Here is a 14,821-nt window from a genome sequence, read left to right as displayed (position 1 = left end):
CCGGGAGTCGTCATTCGTGATGGCGGCTATTGTTCAGACTAGCTCGCAGGCGCCTGGGGATACGCCGTTCGTCGCGCCCTTGTATCTGCATGGCGCTATCGGCAATCTGGAGGTCGAATCCAGCTAAGGAGGGGAAGGCAATGGCCGAAATAGACGCGCGCTTGCGCGAGGACGTCCACCTGCTCGGCGAGTTGCTCGGCGACACCATTCGCGCCCAGCTGGGAGATGCCTTCCTCGATAAGATCGAGCGCATTCGCAAGGGCGCCAAGGCCGCGCGTAAAGGGTCGGCTCAGGGAGAACGCCAGCTCATCGAGACCCTCGACAGCCTCAGCGACGGCGAGCTGCTACCGGTGGCTCGTGCCTTCAACCAGTTCCTCAACCTGGCGAACATCGCCGAGCAGTACCACCGCATCCGTCGGCGCGGCCCGGACGAACCGCAACCCTTCGAAGACTCGGTCCTCGGTGACCTGCTGCAGCGCCTGATCCATGCCGGTCATGGACCGGAGCAGCTGGCCCGGCAGCTCGGACGCCTGGACATCGAACTGGTGCTGACCGCCCATCCCACGGAAGTCGCGCGGCGCACCCTGATTCAGAAATACGACGCCATGGCCGCGCAGCTGGCGGCCCTGGACCATGCGGACCTTAACGAAGCCGAGCGCGAACAGACGCGCCTGCGCCTGCTGCGGCTGATCGCCGAAGCCTGGCACACCGAGGAAATCCGCCGCAGTCGGCCGAGTCCGGTGGATGAGGCGAAATGGGGCTTCGCGGTGATCGAACACTCCCTCTGGCACGCCCTGCCCAACGTGCTGCGGCATGTCGATCAGACGCTGCACGCCGCCACCGGGCTGCGCCTGCCATTGACCGCCGCGCCGGTGCGTTTCGCTTCATGGATGGGGGGCGACCGCGACGGCAATCCCAACGTCACCGCCGCCATTAGTCGCCAGGTGCTGCTGTTGGCGCGCTGGATGGCGGCCGACCTCTATCTGCGCGATGTCGATCACCTCGCCGCCGAGCTGTCCATGCAGCAAGCCAGCGATGAGTTGCGGGTGCGGGTGGGTGTTCATCCCGAGCCATACCGTGCAGTGCTCAAGCAACTGCGCGACCGCCTGCGCGCCACCCGTGCCTGGGCTGAAGCGGCGCTGGAGCGCGAAATCGCACCCGGTGCCGAGGTGCTCAGCGAGAATGCTCAATTGCTGGAACCCCTGGAGCTCTGCTATCACTCGCTACACGCCTGCGGTATGGGCGTGATCGCCGATGGCGCGCTGCTCGACTGCCTGCGCCGTGCGGCCACGTTCGGTCTGTTCCTGGTGCGCCTGGATGTCCGCCAGGACGCCAGCCGTCACGCTGCCGCCCTCGGTGAGATCACCGATTACCTTGGCCTCGGCAACTATGACAAATGGGATGAAGAGGCCCGCCTGGTCTTCCTCCAGCGCGAGCTGGACAACCGCCGTCCTCTGCTGCCTGCGAACTACCGGCCCTCTGCCGATACCGCCGAAGTGCTCGCCACCTGCCGCGTGGTGGCCAACGCTCCGGCAGCCTCCCTCGGCTCCTACGTTATCTCCATGGCCGGGGCGCCGTCCGACGTGCTGGCCGTGCAGTTGCTGCTCAAGGAAGCCGGGTTGCAACGAGCTATTCGTGTGGTGCCACTTTTCGAAACCCTGGCCGACCTCGACAACGCGGGTCACGCCATCGACCGTCTGCTGAGCCTGCCTGGCTATCGCGCCCGGTTGCACGGTCCGCAGGAAGTGATGATCGGCTACTCCGACTCGGCCAAGGACGCCGGCACCGTCGCCGCCGCCTGGGCTCAATATCGTGCCCAGGAACGCCTGGTGGACGTTTGCCGCGAGCATCAAGTGGAGTTGCTGTTGTTCCACGGCCGCGGTGGCACCGTGGGGCGCGGCGGCGGTCCGGCGCACGCGGCCATTCTGTCGCAACCACCGGGGTCGGTGGCTGGGCGATTCCGCACCACGGAGCAGGGCGAGATGATCCGCTTCAAGTTCGGTTTACCGGGTATCGCCGAGCAAAACCTCAATACCTACGTGGCGGCTGTCCTGGAGGCGACCCTGCTGCCGCCGCCGGAGCCAGAGCCCGCCTGGCGCGCAGCCATGGACCGCCTGGCTGCGGACGGTGTGACCGCATACCGCGCCGTGGTGCGCGAGCATCCGCAGTTCGTGGAGTATTTCCGCCAGGCCACGCCCGAGCAGGAACTGGGCCGCCTGCCTCTGGGCAGTCGACCCGCCAAGCGCCGCGCCGGTGGGGTGGAAAGCCTGCGGGCGATTCCGTGGATCTTCGCCTGGACCCAGACCCGCCTGATGCTACCGGCCTGGCTAGGCTGGGAAGCGGCCCTGGCCAACGCCCAGCAACGTGGCGAAACCCAGTTGCTGGCGCGAATGCGCGAGCGTTGGCCGTTCTTCGCCACGCGCATCGACATGCTTGAGATGGTCCTGGCCAAGGCCGATGCCAATATCGCCGCGCTTTACGACGAGCGGCTGGTGCCTGAAGAGCTGAAATCACTGGGTGCGCAGTTGCGCGACCTATTGTCGCAGGCGGGTACTTCGGTACTGGCTCTGACCGGCCAGTCCGAGCTTCTGGCGCATAACCCGGAGACCCGTGAAGCCATCAGTGTGCGCAATACCTACCTTGACCCCTTGCACCTGCTTCAGACGGAGCTCCTGGCCCGTTCCAGACGCTGTGAAGAGCATGTCGAGGGCCCTCTGGAACAGGCCCTTCTGGTGAGCGTGGCGGGTATCGCGGCGGGGCTTCGCAACACTGGTTGAGGCCGTTTTAGCCCCTACTTCCGGCGTCTTGTGCGCTATAGGGGCGCTGTGTATCTTGAACGTCCTTTTTGGCCCGACAGCGACGCCGAAACCCTATTCTGAGATTGGCCCCATGAGGCAAATCCGACCGATCTGAAAACAAAATCTTTGAGGAGCACATCGATGCGCGTGATTCTGCTGGGGGCCCCTGGTGCCGGCAAAGGTACTCAAGCCGGTTTCATCACCAAGAAGTTCGGCATTCCGCAAATTTCCACCGGCGACATGCTGCGCGCAGCCGTCAAGGCCGGTACCGAGCTCGGCCTGCAGGCCAAGAGCGTGATGGATGCCGGTGGCCTGGTTTCCGACGACCTGATCATCAACCTGGTCAAGGAACGCATCGCCCAGCCCGACTGCGACAACGGCTTCCTCTTCGATGGCTTCCCGCGCACCATTCCTCAGGCTGAAGCAATGAAGCAAGCCGGCGTGAGCATCGATCACGTGGTCGAGATCGCCGTGGACGACGAGGAAATCGTCGGCCGTATCGCTGGCCGTCGCGTACACCCGGCTTCCGGCCGCGTCTACCACACCGAGCACAACCCGCCGAAGGTTGCCGGCAAGGACGACGAAACCGGTGAAGATCTGATCCAGCGCGAGGACGACAAGGAAGAGACCGTGCGCAAGCGTCTCGCCGTGTACCACTCGCAGACCAAACCGCTGGTGGATTTCTACCAGAAGCTCTCTGCTGCTGAAGGCACCCCGAAGTACAGCGCCATTGCCGGCGTAGGCTCGGTGGAAGAGATCACCTCCAAGGTGCTGGCCGCGCTCAGCTGAGACGCTGCCCGTATCTGACCAACGGCCCGCTTGCGGGCCGTTGGCGTTTATAATGCGCGCCTTTTTCTGCGTCTGGACTGATCGATGACCACTCTGCTGGCCCTGGATACCGCCACCGAAGCCTGCTCCGTCGCCCTGCTGCATGACGGCAAGGTGCTTAGCCACTACGAGGTGATCCCGCGTCTGCACGCCCAGCGCCTGCTGCCGATGATCCAGGCCCTGCTGGGCGAGGCCGGCGTGCCGCTGTCGGCGCTGGATGCCATCGCCTTCGGTCGTGGCCCCGGGGCTTTCACCGGTGTGCGTATCGCCATTGGTGTCGTCCAGGGGTTGGCCTTTGCCTTGGATCGTCCGGTGCTGCCGGTGTCGGACCTGGCCGTGCTGGCCCAGCGCGCCCACCGCGAGCAGGGTGTCGATCAGGTGGCCGCCGCCATCGACGCTCGGATGGATGAGGTCTACTGGGGCTGCTACCGCCTGGACGCCGGTGAAATGCGCCTGGCTGGGTTGGAAGCCGTATTGCCGCCCGAGCAAGCGCTGCTGCCGCGTGATGCCAGCGGTGACTGGTACGGTGCCGGTACTGGCTGGGGTACTTTCGCCGCGCGGATTCCGGTTGCGATCAGTGGTCAGTCGCCGAACCTGCTGCCCCACGCCGAAGACCTGCTGAGCCTGGCCCGTTTCGCCTGGGCGCGAGGCGAGGCTGTGCCCGCCGATCAGGCTCAGCCGGTCTACCTGCGCGACAACGTCGCCACGCCCAAGGCGCCGCAGTAGAATTGCGTCAATGAGCCCTGCGCCGCGGATTGCCAAGCCGTGGCCGGGCGGCTAGAGTCCACCCGCAATCATTTCGAAACGCCAGCACTGCCGAGCAGTAATCGATGCGCATCGACGGCTTCACCTCTTCCTTTCCGCTGGAACGCAGCCCCCGCCAGGGCAGCGCGGTCACGCCTTTTCGCGAGATCCAGCGTGAAGAAGAAGCTCGCCGCGAGCAGCCGGGCACCCCGTCCTCGACCCAGGGTTACGAACAGGCTCCCCAGCCCCGCCGCGTGCAGGCCAGCAATGGCTCCGGCGACAGCCTGCCGGTGCGTCCGCAGGATCTGATCCAGCAGCAGCGCAACATGAGCAACCGCGCCGCCCAGGCCATTGCCAGCTACAGCACCACCGCCCGCATGACCGCCGAGTACGACGCCCCCGAAGTCCTCGGTCTCGATCTCTACGCCTGATGCTGCCTTACCATCTGGGCTGCCCGTCCTGGAACGAGCCGGCCTGGCGCGGTAGCTTCTATCCCGCCGACCTGCGTCCTGCCGATACCCTTGGCCACTACGTTCAGGTGTTCAACGCGGTGGAAGGCAATACCACCTTCTATGCCCGTCCCTCCGCTGACACCTTGCAGCGTTAGGCGAATACGATGCCGGAGCGGTTTCGATTCTGTGCAAAGGTGCCCCGCGATATCAGCCACGAAGGCGATCTGCGTGACCAGTTCGCCGCCACGTCGGACTTCCTCAAGCTCCTGGCTCCCCTTGGCCAACGCCTGGCGCCGCTCTGGCTGCAGCTGCCGGCGGCCTTCGGCCCGAGCCGCCTGGGCGAACTGGCTTGCTGGCTGGACGAGTTCCAGCATCAGCCCATCGCGGTGGAAGTGCGAAGCCCGGCCTTCTTCGACAAGGGGGGCGATGAGCGGCTGCTCAACCGCCTGCTGCATGAGCGTGGCGTGGAGCGAATCTGCCTGGATTCACGGGCGTTGTTCAGCGTTCGTTCTCAGGACCCGGCGGTGCTTCATGCTCAGTCGAAGAAGCCACGTGTGCCGGTGCGGCCCACGGCCTTCAGTGGCAGTCCGCAGGTGCGCTTCATCGGTGGGCCGGACCTGGACGCCAACCAGCCATTCCTCGAGCCCTGGCTGAACAAGGTCGCCGACTGGATCGAGCAAGGCCTTACGCCGAACGTCTTTCTGCACACCCCGGATAACCATCTGGCCGCGGCCCAGGCCCTGCGCTTTCATGCCAGCCTGTGCGAGCGCTTGCCTGAATTGCCGGAGCTGGTGATTCCGGAGCCGCCTGCGCAACAACTGGGCCTGCTCTGAGAGTTAGCGGGGGTGCGCGCATCCACAGTTCGCGGGATCACGAAATGACCTGCTTCGCCTTGGGCTAGGCTATCGAACTCTTCCCCACGGATTGCGGAGCCTGCCATGTCCACACAAGCCCAACGCGGTGAAGCCTTCGCCAGTCTGCATCGAGGCCCTGGCGTTCTCGTTCTGCCCAATCCCTGGGACGCCGGCTCGGCGAAGATGCTCGCCCACCTGGGGTTCCATGCACTGGCCACTACCAGTGCCGGCCTGGCGTTCGCCTTGGGCCGAAGGGATGCCGAAGGCAATGTCAGCCGCGACGAGGCCCTGGCCAATGCTCGCGAAATCGTGGAAGCCACATCGTTGCCGGTGGCGGCGGACCTGGAGAATGGTTACGGCGATCATCCCGAGGACTGTGCGGCGACTATTCGTGCCGCCGCTTCCGTTGGATTGGTTGGCGGTTCCATCGAAGACGCCAGTGGGCGTCCGGAAGCCCCCATCTACCCCATGGACCTGGCCGTGGAACGTATCCGTGCCGCAGTTGTGGCCGCTCGCGGCCTTGGTTTTCCGTTCACCCTGGCGGCCCGGGCGGAGAATTACCTTCATGGCCGTCCCGACCTGGACGATACCCTGCGCCGCTTGGTGGCTTATGCTGAAGCCGGTGCCGACGTGCTCTATGCGCCTGGCCTGAGCACTCGAGAACAGATTCACGAGGCGGTGCTTGCCGTGGCACCGCGGCCAGTGAATGTGCTGGTGGGATCGGCCAGTTTCAAGCTGAGCCTGGATGAACTGGCCGAGCTTGGGGTCAAGCGCGTCAGCGTTGGTTCGAACCTGGCGCGCGTGGCTCTTGGTGCCTTCTACCAGGCTGCCGAAGCACTGCGCCGGGGCGACTTGGCATCCATGTCCCATGCGATGCCCTTCGACCGCCTGAACGACCTGTTCAAGCCCTGAGCCTGACTTGCGTCGAATCCTGCTCGGTATCGCGGCGCTGACTGTTCTGCTGGCGCCGCCTGTGGGGCAGGGGTGGCGTCTGGAGTTGCCGCCGCGCTGGAATCCCTGGGCGCCGCTGGATGTGCGGGAAGCGCCCAACCTGATGACCCGCTTCAAGGTCTCTCGCATGCAGGGCCATCCCGAACTTTGCCGACAGGCCCTGGCCAGTTCTCCACTGCGGTATGCGGCATTGCCCGATAGTGCCCCGATCGCCGGTTGTCCTCTCTCCAATAGCGTGCGTATCAGCGCATCCGATCTGACCTTCAGCAGCAGCTTCATCGCCACGTGCGAACTTGCGGTAGCCTTCGCCCTATTCGAGCGCCATGGCCTGCAGCCCGCTGCTCAGCAGGTATTCGGCCAGCGAGTGACGCGCATCGACCACCTGGGAAGCTTCGCCTGCCGCAACATCGAAAGCAGCCAGCGTCGGAGCCAGCATGCGTCGGCCAACGCGCTGGATATCGCTGGCTTCCGACTGGCCGACGGTCGCCATATTTCGGTGGCCAGGGATTGGGCTGGGGAGGGAGACAATGCCCGATTCCTTCGTGAGGTGCGGGAAGCAGCCTGTAAACACTTCAAAGTGACCCTCGGCCCGGATTACAACGCGGCTCATCGCGACCACTTCCATCTGGACATGGGGCGATTCCGCATGTGTCGCTGAGACGGGCGCGAAACTGCGTCACCGGTCTGGCAGAATGCGCGGGTTTTTACCGGTCAGGCGATTGCGTCCATGAGTGAAGATTCTGTCAGGGTGAGGGCCGAGGCCCTCGAGCCGGCTTTTACCGAAGCGCTGGATGTTTGGGCTGCGCGCCTGGGCCTGACGCGCGAAGGTGAGGCGGAGTTCGCCCTGCAACTGGGGGGCGAGGGTCTGCAACTGCTACAGCTCGGGCCGGACTCACCTGGGCCGGTGCGGGTGGATTTCGTCGAGGGCGCCGCTGCTCACCGGCGCAAGTTCGGTGGTGGCAGCGGGCAGATGATTGCCAAGGCTGTCGGCGTGCAGCCGGGCGTGCGCCCAACGGTGCTGGATGCCACGGCCGGGCTTGGTCGCGATGCCTTCGTCCTGGCGACGCTGGGTTGCGACATGACCCTGATCGAGCGTCAGCCGTTGATCGCCGCCTTGCTGGAAGATGGCCTGGCTCGCGCCGGTCATGACCTGGAAACGTCGGCCATCGCTGCACGCATGCGCCTGCTGCATGGCAATGCCATCGAGCTGATGCGCAATTGGCAGGGTGAGGCCCCCCAGGTCATCTACCTTGACCCGATGTTTCCGCACCGCGACAAGAGCGCCCTGGTGAAGAAGGAAATGCGCCTGTTCCGTCCCCTGGTCGGGGACGACCAGGACGCGCCGGCCCTGCTGGAGGCCGCCCTGGCCCTGGCCAGTCACCGGGTCGTGGTGAAGCGCCCGCGCAAGGCGCCGATCATCGTAGGCGCAAAGCCGGGTTATGCGCTGGAAGGCAAGTCCAGCCGCTACGACATCTATCCGAAGAAGAAGCTCGGGGCCTGAACTACAGCGTTGGCACCAGCGCAAGCATCACGCTGGACCACCGCACCCCGGAAATCAGGGCGCATACGCCCTGATGAACAGCTCGACCACTTCCTTTACATGCTCTTCGGCTTCTTCCCCTTCCAGGGCTGTCGCGCAGCCAATCAGCATGCGGAAGTTGTGCCCGCCCTTGATCAGGCAGAAGAAATGCTCGGCAGCGTTCTGCGGGTGGTCAATGCGTAGCTTGCCGGCCTGGTTGGCGTGCTCCAGCAGCCCGGTCATTTCCTGCAGGATCTGCAGCGGTCCCGCCTCGTAGAACATGCGCGACAGCTTCTGATCCTGGTTGGCCATGGCCACCATCACCCGGTGCAGCTCCAGGGATTCCCGGCTGTTGATCAGCTGGTGGAAGCTGCGGCCGATGTTCAGCAGCACATGCTCGATGCTGGCGTCCGCCGGCAGCTCGAACAGCAGCTCCGGCAGCTGCTCCTCGCATTTCGCCTTAACCGCGGCAGAGAACAGCGTCTCCTTGTCGGTGAAGTGGCTGTACACGGTCAGCTTGGACACGCCGGCCTCGGCGGCGATGGCGTCCATGCTGCTGCCGTCGTAGCCGTTCTGTAGGAAAAGATTCTTCGCGGCTTCGAGAATTGCCTTTCTCTTCGCGGGATCTTTCGGGCGGCCTGGGCCGCTAGTCGGAAATGAATTGTCTGACATTTCTTTATAAATACTGGACTGGTGAGTTTGCTATTTTTACTATACCCAGCAGTATAAATATTCCAGCTGCTCTTCGCGAAAGGTCATTCATCATGTTTCGCCATGCCTTGCCCCTCGCTTTGCCCATTTCCCTCTCCCTTTTGATCACGGCCTGCGGTAATGGGGAGCCCGTGCAACAAGTGGTGCGACCGGCCATGGTGGCGCAACCCGAGCCTGCTGCCGATGCGGTGGATACCTTCCCGGGCGAGGTGCGCTCGCGTTACGAGCCGGATCTGGCCTTCCGTATCGGCGGCAAGATCGCCAAGCGCCTGGTGGAAGTGGGCCAGCGGGTGAAGAAGGATCAGGCCCTGGCCGAGCTGGACCCGGAGGACGTGCGTCTTCAACTGGAAGCCAGCCGGGCTCAGGTGGCCGCGGCTGACGCGAACCTCAAGCTGGTGCGGGCCGAGCGGGATCGCTACCGCACCTTGCTGGACCGCCAGATGATCAGCCGTTCCCAGTACGACAACGTGGAGAACCAGTACCGGGCCGGCGAGGCGCGGGTGAAGCAGATCAAGGCCGAACATAACGTCGCCAGCAACCAGGCTGCCTATACCGTTCTGCGCGCGTCCCAGGACGGTGTGATCGCCAGCCGACGAGCTGAAGTAGGACAGGTGGTGGCCGCCGGGCAGACCGTCTTCACCCTGGCTGCCGATGGTGAGCGCGAAGTGGTGATCAGCCTGCCGGAACATGCAATCGATCGCTTCAAGGTGGGTCAGGATGTGGCGGTGGAACTCTGGTCGCTTCCCGACCAGCGATTCCCGGCGCGAATCCGTGAACTGGCGCCAGCAGCAGATTCACAGTCGCGCACGTTCGCCGCGCGGGTCGCCTTCAACGATGGCAAGGCACCCGCCGAACTGGGACAAAGCGCCCGCGTGTTCATCCGCAGCAATGGCTCCGTGCCGCTCTCCGTACCGCTCTCGGCGCTAACCGCCGAGGCAGGCCAGCCTTACGTCTGGGTCGTCGACCCGAAAGACTCCACGCTGAAGCGCCGCCAAGTGCGCGTCGGCCCCTATGGCGAGGATCGCGTACCAGTGCTCGAAGGTCTCCAGCCTGATGACTGGGTGGTGGCCGCTGGCGTGCAGGTGCTGCGCGAAGGCCAGCAGGTGCGGCCGGTGGACCGTGCGAACCGTTCGGTGAAGATGCTGGCCAAGGAGTAAGGCGTCGTGAACTTCAACCTATCCGCCTGGGCGCTGCAGAATCGCCAGATCGTCCTCTACATCATGCTGCTGCTGGGCATCGTTGGGGCCATTTCCTACACCAAGCTGGGGCAGAGCGAAGATCCGCCCTTCACCTTCAAGGCCATGGTGGTGCGTACGAACTGGCCGGGCGCCAGCGCCGAGGAAGTGTCCCGCCAGGTCACCGAACGCATCGAGAAGAAGCTGATGGAGACCGGCGAGTACGACAAGATCATCTCCTTCTCCCGCCCCGGCGAGTCGCAGGTGACCTTCATCGCTCGCGATTCCATGCATTCCAATGAGATTCCCGAGCTCTGGTATCAGGTCCGCAAGAAGATCAGCGACATTCGCCACACCTTGCCGCCGGGAATCCAGGGGCCGTTCTTCAACGACGAGTTCGGTACCACCTTCGGCAATATCTATGCGCTGACCGGCGAAGGCTTCGACTACGCAGTGCTCAAGGACTATGCCGACCGCATCCAGCTGCAGCTGCAGCGAGTCAAGGATGTGGGCAAGGTGGAGCTGCTCGGCCTGCAGGACGAGAAGATCTGGATCGAACTGTCCAACGTGAAACTGGCAACCCTGGGACTTCCGCTCGCTGCCGTGCAGCAAGCCCTGGAAGAGCAGAACGCGGTGGCGGCAGCCGGCTTCTTCGAAACCCCAAGCGACCGTGTGCAGCTGAGGGTTTCCGGCCGCTTCGATTCGGTGAAGGAAATCCGCGATTTCCCTATCCGCGTGGGCGACCGCACCTTCCGCATCGGCGATGTCGCAGAAGTTCGCCGTGGCTTCAATGACCCGCCGGCACCGCGCATGCGCTTCATGGGCGAGGACGCCATTGGTCTGGCTGTGTCCATGAAGGCCGGAGGCGACATCCTGGTGCTCGGCCAGGCGCTGGAAACCGAGTTCGCCCGCCTGCAGCAGAATCTGCCGGCCGGCATGCAGCTGCGCAAGGTGTCGGACCAGCCGGCAGCGGTGAAGACCGGAGTAGGGGAGTTCGTCCGCGTGCTCACCGAAGCGCTGATCATCGTGTTGCTGGTGAGCTTCTTCTCCCTGGGCCTGCGTACGGGCCTGGTGGTGGCGCTGTCCATTCCGCTGGTGTTGGCAATGACCTTCGCCACGATGTACTACCTCGGCATCGGCCTGCACAAGATTTCCCTTGGCGCCCTGGTGCTCGCGCTTGGCCTGTTGGTGGACGACGCGATCATTGCGGTGGAGATGATGGCCATCAAGATGGAGCAGGGCTACGACCGCCTGAAGGCGGCGAGCTATGCCTGGAGCAGCACCGCATTCCCCATGCTCACCGGCACTCTGATCACCGCCGCCGGCTTCCTGCCCATCGCCACCGCGCAGTCGGGTACGGGCGAATACACCCGCTCGATCTTCCAGGTGGTGACCATCGCCCTGGTGGTGTCCTGGATCGCCGCGGTGATGTTCGTGCCCTACCTGGGCGACCGACTGCTGCCGGACCTTGCCAAGCTGCATGCGAAGAAGCACGGCGGCAGCGACAAGGGCCACGACCCATACGGCACGCCCTTCTACCAGCGCGTCCGTCGCGTGGTGGAGTGGTGCGTGCGGCGGCGCAAGACGGTGATCCTGCTGACCCTGGCGGCGTTCGTCGCTTCCATTGCCCTGTTCCGTTTCGTGCCCCAGCAGTTCTTCCCATCCTCCGGACGCCTGGAGCTGATGGTCGACCTCAAGCTGGGCGAGGGTTCGTCCCTGGCCAATACCGAGGTCGAGGTGAAGCGCCTGGAGCAACTGCTCCGCGAGCATCCGGGTGTGGACAACTATGTGGCCTATGTCGGCACCGGTTCGCCACGCTTCTATCTGCCGCTGGATCAACAATTGCCGGCGGCGAGTTTCGCCCAGTTCGTCGTGCTGGCCAAATCCATCGAATCGCGCGAAGAAATTCGCAGTTGGTTGATCCAGGTGTTGAACGACGAGTTCCCCACTCTGCGCAGCCGTATCTCGCGTCTGGAGAACGGCCCGCCGGTGGGTTACCCGGTGCAGTTCCGCGTTTCCGGTGAGCACATCGACGAAGTCCGTGCCCTGGCCCGCAAGGTTGCCGACAAGGTTCGTGAGAACCCCCATGTCGTCAACGTGCATCTGGACTGGGAAGAGCCCAGCAAGGTGGTGCGCCTGAATATCGAACAGGACCGCGCGCGTGCCATGGGTGTGAGTACCGCCGATCTATCGCGCTTCCTGCAGAGTTCACTGACCGGCGCGCCGGTGAGCCAGTACCGCGAGGACAACGAGCTGATCGAGATACTCCTGCGCGGCACGGTGCGCGAGCGCCAGGAGCTGGCCCTGTTGCCGAGCCTGGCGGTGCCCACCGACAGCGGCCACAGCGTGCCGTTGTCGCAGATTGCCACCCTGGAATACGGTTTCGAGGAAGGCATCATCTGGCACCGCAATCGCCTGCCGACCGTTACCGTGCGTGCCGATATCTACGACAAGTCGCTGCCGGCGGGGCTGGTCAAGGATATCTCGCCAACGCTGGATCCGATCCGCGCAGAGCTGCCGGACGGTTACCTGCTGGAAGTGGGCGGCACGGTGGAAGACTCCGCTCGCGGGCAGAAGTCAGTGAATGCTGGCATGCCGCTGTTCATCGTGGTCGTGCTGACGCTGCTGATGTTGCAGCTGAAGAGCTTCTCGCGCTCGGCCATGGTGTTCCTAACCGCGCCTCTGGGGCTGATCGGTGTGACCCTGTTCCTGTTGGTGTTCCGCCAGCCGTTCGGCTTCGTCGCCATGCTCGGCACTATCGCTCTGGCGGGGATGATCATGCGCAACTCGGTGATCCTGGTTGACCAGATCGAGCAGGACATCGCCCTCGGACTGGATCGCTGGCACGCCATCATCGAAGCCACGGTGCGGCGCTTCCGGCCCATCGTGCTCACCGCACTGGCGGCGGTGCTGGCGATGATCCCGTTGTCGCGCAGCGTATTCTTCGGGCCGATGGCCGTTGCCATCATGGGTGGCCTGATCGTTGCCACGGCCCTGACGCTACTGTTCCTGCCTGCTCTCTACGCGGCCTGGTTCCGGGTCAAACCGGCTGAAGCGGAACAGGTCCGGGCGGTACCGGTGCCAGACACCCAGCCCAGCCATTGACGACAAAGGCCCCTCCGGGGGCCTTTTTCATGGGCGTCCCGGTCGATCCTGCCAATCATCAGGCCACTTCTTCCCGAGCTCTTGGCGTTGATCGCCTGTGGGCAGAGACTGGCCGGGCCTGTCTCCGCCCATCACAACAAGACGAGGTGCCCATGCAGCACGCGACCCAGGTGGACTTGCTCAAACGGACCCTGGCCCTGGTGGAACGGGGCGTCTCCGAATGCGTCGAGACGCCCTCATCACTACCCGTGGACCTGTACCTGGACGAGCAACGCTACCGCCGCGAGCGAGACGAGGTCCTTCGGCGCGAGCCGTTGCTGGTGGCTCGCTCCGTGGAGATTCCCGCGGGCCACTTCATTACCCGTGATCTGTTGGCGCCGCTGCTGCTGACCCGCGACGAACAGGGCAGGTTGCGGGCCTTCCTCAATGTCTGCAAGCACCGAGGTACCCAGCTGGTGGGCGATGTGGCCGGGCGCAACCGCGTCTTCGTCTGTCCTTATCACGCCTGGTCCTACAACCCCGATGGCCAGCTGCGGGGTATCCCCCATGGCTACGGCTTCGAGGGCATCGACCGTACCTGCCTGAATCTCACCGAAGTCCCGGTGGCCGAGCGCTTTGGCGCCATTTGGGCCCGGCACTCACCGGGGCCTGCGCTGGACATGGATGCCTTCTTCGGCGAACAGATCCTGGCCGATTTCGACAGTTTTGCCTTGGAAGGGCACGTGCTCTTCGACCCCCAGGACATTCGCCGGCCGGTGAACTGGAAACTGACCATCGACACCTTCCTCGAGAACTACCACGTCTCCCGCGCCCACCAGGCCACCATCGATCACCTGTTCTGGCCCAACCTGGGACTGTTCGAGCGTTTCGGCCGGCATATCCGCAACTACTACGTGAAGCGCAACCTGCGGGAGATCCTCGACCAGCCCGAGCGGGATTGGGACCTGCGGCGCCATGGCAACCTGTTGTACTTCCTCTGGCCCAACACGCTGGTGCTGGTGGAGCCGGACCACATCGACTTTTCCACCGTATTCCCCGACGGTCCCCTCGCGACCCGCGTGCTGGGCCATACCCTGCTGCCGGAGACTCCGGCAACGGAAAAGGCACAGCGCTATTTCGAGAAGAACAACGCCATTCTCTATTCGGCATTGGAGGAAGACTTCGCCATGGCCGCACGAGTGCAGGCGGGAATCCAGGCCGGCGCGAGCGACCGGCTCTGGCATGGCCGGTTCGAACAGGCGCTGAGATGGTTCCATCAGGGGCTGGATGAGGCGTTGGCGGAGGAGCGGGTGGAGGTTTTATGATTGGTTCCGCATCGCCGGACAGCGCTGGCCTGAAATTTGGCAACCTAGGGGGGGGCGGGGGCTCCGGCGCGGCTGGAGCCGGATGTAGGAGCAAGTTTTTTGCTTCCTTTTCACGGAGCTGGCCATCCGGCGATTGGAAAAGAGAGTCGCCCGGCAAGGCGAAACGAAAGCCCGAACCAACTCGGTAAGGAGCTGAACAACAAGTTCCCAAGCCCTCACACCGGAATGCTCATCCGGCACGAACCGCATTGCCCGTATCTGTCCGGTCACTCACAAAAAAGCCCGGCATCAAGCCGGGCTTTTTTAGTTCCGCATGATTATGATTCATTCCGAGAAGCCTCGTTAATACGGGGATTTCAGGCTATTATGCGTCCATTACG

General features: G+C 64.1%; 11 protein-coding genes and 1 pseudogene. 11 read left to right on the top strand and 1 reads right to left on the bottom strand.

The window, feature by feature from the left end:
• Positions 1 to 140: 140 nt before the first annotated feature.
• The 8 genes and pseudogenes from ppc to SA496_RS20245 all read left to right on the top strand — a co-directional run bounded on the left by ppc (position 141) and on the right by SA496_RS20245 (position 8,128).
• Positions 141 to 2,777, top strand: a complete 2,637-nt coding sequence (gene ppc, locus SA496_RS20280; RefSeq protein ID WP_153920804.1) for a phosphoenolpyruvate carboxylase — start codon at positions 141 to 143, stop codon at positions 2,775 to 2,777.
• A gap of 162 nt (positions 2,778 to 2,939) precedes the next feature.
• Positions 2,940 to 3,587 carry an adenylate kinase gene (adk, locus tag SA496_RS20275; RefSeq protein ID WP_120654824.1) on the top strand — a complete coding sequence of 216 codons (648 nt, stop codon included), beginning with the start codon at positions 2,940 to 2,942 and terminating at the stop codon, positions 3,585 to 3,587.
• Positions 3,588 to 3,671: 84 nt separating this feature from the next.
• Positions 3,672 to 4,352 (top strand): tRNA (adenosine(37)-N6)-threonylcarbamoyltransferase complex dimerization subunit type 1 TsaB, encoded by a 681-nt coding sequence (tsaB, locus tag SA496_RS20270; RefSeq protein ID WP_120654825.1) that lies wholly within the window; start codon positions 3,672 to 3,674, stop codon positions 4,350 to 4,352.
• Between the two features lie 104 nt (positions 4,353 to 4,456).
• The gene (locus SA496_RS20265; RefSeq protein WP_120654826.1) at positions 4,457 to 4,801 is read left to right on the top strand and encodes a hypothetical protein; all 345 of its coding nucleotides are present in this window, start codon (positions 4,457 to 4,459) and stop codon (positions 4,799 to 4,801) included.
• Positions 4,801 to 5,655: pseudogene (locus SA496_RS20260) on the top strand (DUF72 domain-containing protein). Before SA496_RS20265 ends, SA496_RS20260 begins: the two are co-directional and overlap by 1 nt.
• A gap of 105 nt (positions 5,656 to 5,760) precedes the next feature.
• Complete coding sequence (locus SA496_RS20255; RefSeq protein WP_153920808.1) at positions 5,761 to 6,588, top strand: isocitrate lyase/PEP mutase family protein; 828 nt, start codon at positions 5,761 to 5,763, stop codon at positions 6,586 to 6,588.
• 28 nt (positions 6,589 to 6,616) lie between these two features.
• Positions 6,617 to 7,285: an extensin-like domain-containing protein gene (locus SA496_RS20250; protein ID WP_256661053.1), complete on the top strand. Its 669-nt coding sequence runs from the start codon at positions 6,617 to 6,619 to the stop codon at positions 7,283 to 7,285.
• Positions 7,286 to 7,354: 69 nt separating this feature from the next.
• On the top strand, positions 7,355 to 8,128 hold the full coding sequence (locus SA496_RS20245) for a class I SAM-dependent methyltransferase (RefSeq protein WP_330114375.1): 774 nt from the start codon (positions 7,355 to 7,357) through the stop codon (positions 8,126 to 8,128).
• A 54-nt stretch (positions 8,129 to 8,182) separates the two neighbouring features.
• On the opposite strand, the gene SA496_RS20240 is transcribed toward SA496_RS20245, so the two are convergent.
• Positions 8,183 to 8,818 (bottom strand): TetR/AcrR family transcriptional regulator, encoded by a 636-nt coding sequence (locus SA496_RS20240; protein ID WP_120654830.1) that lies wholly within the window; start codon positions 8,816 to 8,818, stop codon positions 8,183 to 8,185.
• 92 nt (positions 8,819 to 8,910) lie between these two features.
• Here SA496_RS20240 and SA496_RS20235 point away from each other — a divergent pair, with 92 nt between their 5' ends.
• The 3 genes from SA496_RS20235 (at position 8,911) to SA496_RS20225 (ending at position 14,441) form a co-directional block, all read left to right on the top strand.
• Complete coding sequence (locus tag SA496_RS20235) at positions 8,911 to 10,014, top strand: efflux RND transporter periplasmic adaptor subunit (protein WP_330114374.1); 1,104 nt, start codon at positions 8,911 to 8,913, stop codon at positions 10,012 to 10,014.
• Between the two features lie 6 nt (positions 10,015 to 10,020).
• Positions 10,021 to 13,137, top strand: coding sequence for an efflux RND transporter permease subunit (locus SA496_RS20230; RefSeq protein WP_120654832.1), 3,117 nt, complete (start codon positions 10,021 to 10,023; stop codon positions 13,135 to 13,137).
• Positions 13,138 to 13,289: 152 nt separating this feature from the next.
• Positions 13,290 to 14,441: an aromatic ring-hydroxylating oxygenase subunit alpha gene (locus tag SA496_RS20225; protein ID WP_178123538.1), complete on the top strand. Its 1,152-nt coding sequence runs from the start codon at positions 13,290 to 13,292 to the stop codon at positions 14,439 to 14,441.
• Positions 14,442 to 14,821 lie beyond the last annotated feature (380 nt).

Source organism: Pseudomonas sp. JS3066, from assembly GCF_036328175.1.
Classification (GTDB): Bacteria; Pseudomonadota; Gammaproteobacteria; order Pseudomonadales; family Pseudomonadaceae; genus Metapseudomonas.
This window is presented reverse-complemented; position numbering and strand designations above follow the sequence as displayed.

What these genes read in the sequence shown, in the direction of transcription:
- ppc (WP_153920804.1), top strand. Translation starts at nt 141, where the DNA reads ATGGCCGAAATAGACGCGCGCTTGCGCGAGGACGTCCACCTGCTCGGC.
- adk (WP_120654824.1), top strand. Translation starts at nt 2,940, where the DNA reads ATGCGCGTGATTCTGCTGGGGGCCCCTGGTGCCGGCAAAGGTACTCAA.
- tsaB (WP_120654825.1), top strand. Translation starts at nt 3,672, where the DNA reads ATGACCACTCTGCTGGCCCTGGATACCGCCACCGAAGCCTGCTCCGTC.
- SA496_RS20265 (WP_120654826.1), top strand. Translation starts at nt 4,457, where the DNA reads ATGCGCATCGACGGCTTCACCTCTTCCTTTCCGCTGGAACGCAGCCCC.
- SA496_RS20255 (WP_153920808.1), top strand. Translation starts at nt 5,761, where the DNA reads ATGTCCACACAAGCCCAACGCGGTGAAGCCTTCGCCAGTCTGCATCGA.
- SA496_RS20245 (WP_330114375.1), top strand. Translation starts at nt 7,355, where the DNA reads ATGAGTGAAGATTCTGTCAGGGTGAGGGCCGAGGCCCTCGAGCCGGCT.
- SA496_RS20240 (WP_120654830.1), bottom strand. Translation starts at nt 8,818, where the DNA reads ATGTCAGACAATTCATTTCCGACTAGCGGCCCAGGCCGCCCGAAAGAT.
- SA496_RS20235 (WP_330114374.1), top strand. Translation starts at nt 8,911, where the DNA reads ATGTTTCGCCATGCCTTGCCCCTCGCTTTGCCCATTTCCCTCTCCCTT.
- SA496_RS20225 (WP_178123538.1), top strand. Translation starts at nt 13,290, where the DNA reads ATGCAGCACGCGACCCAGGTGGACTTGCTCAAACGGACCCTGGCCCTG.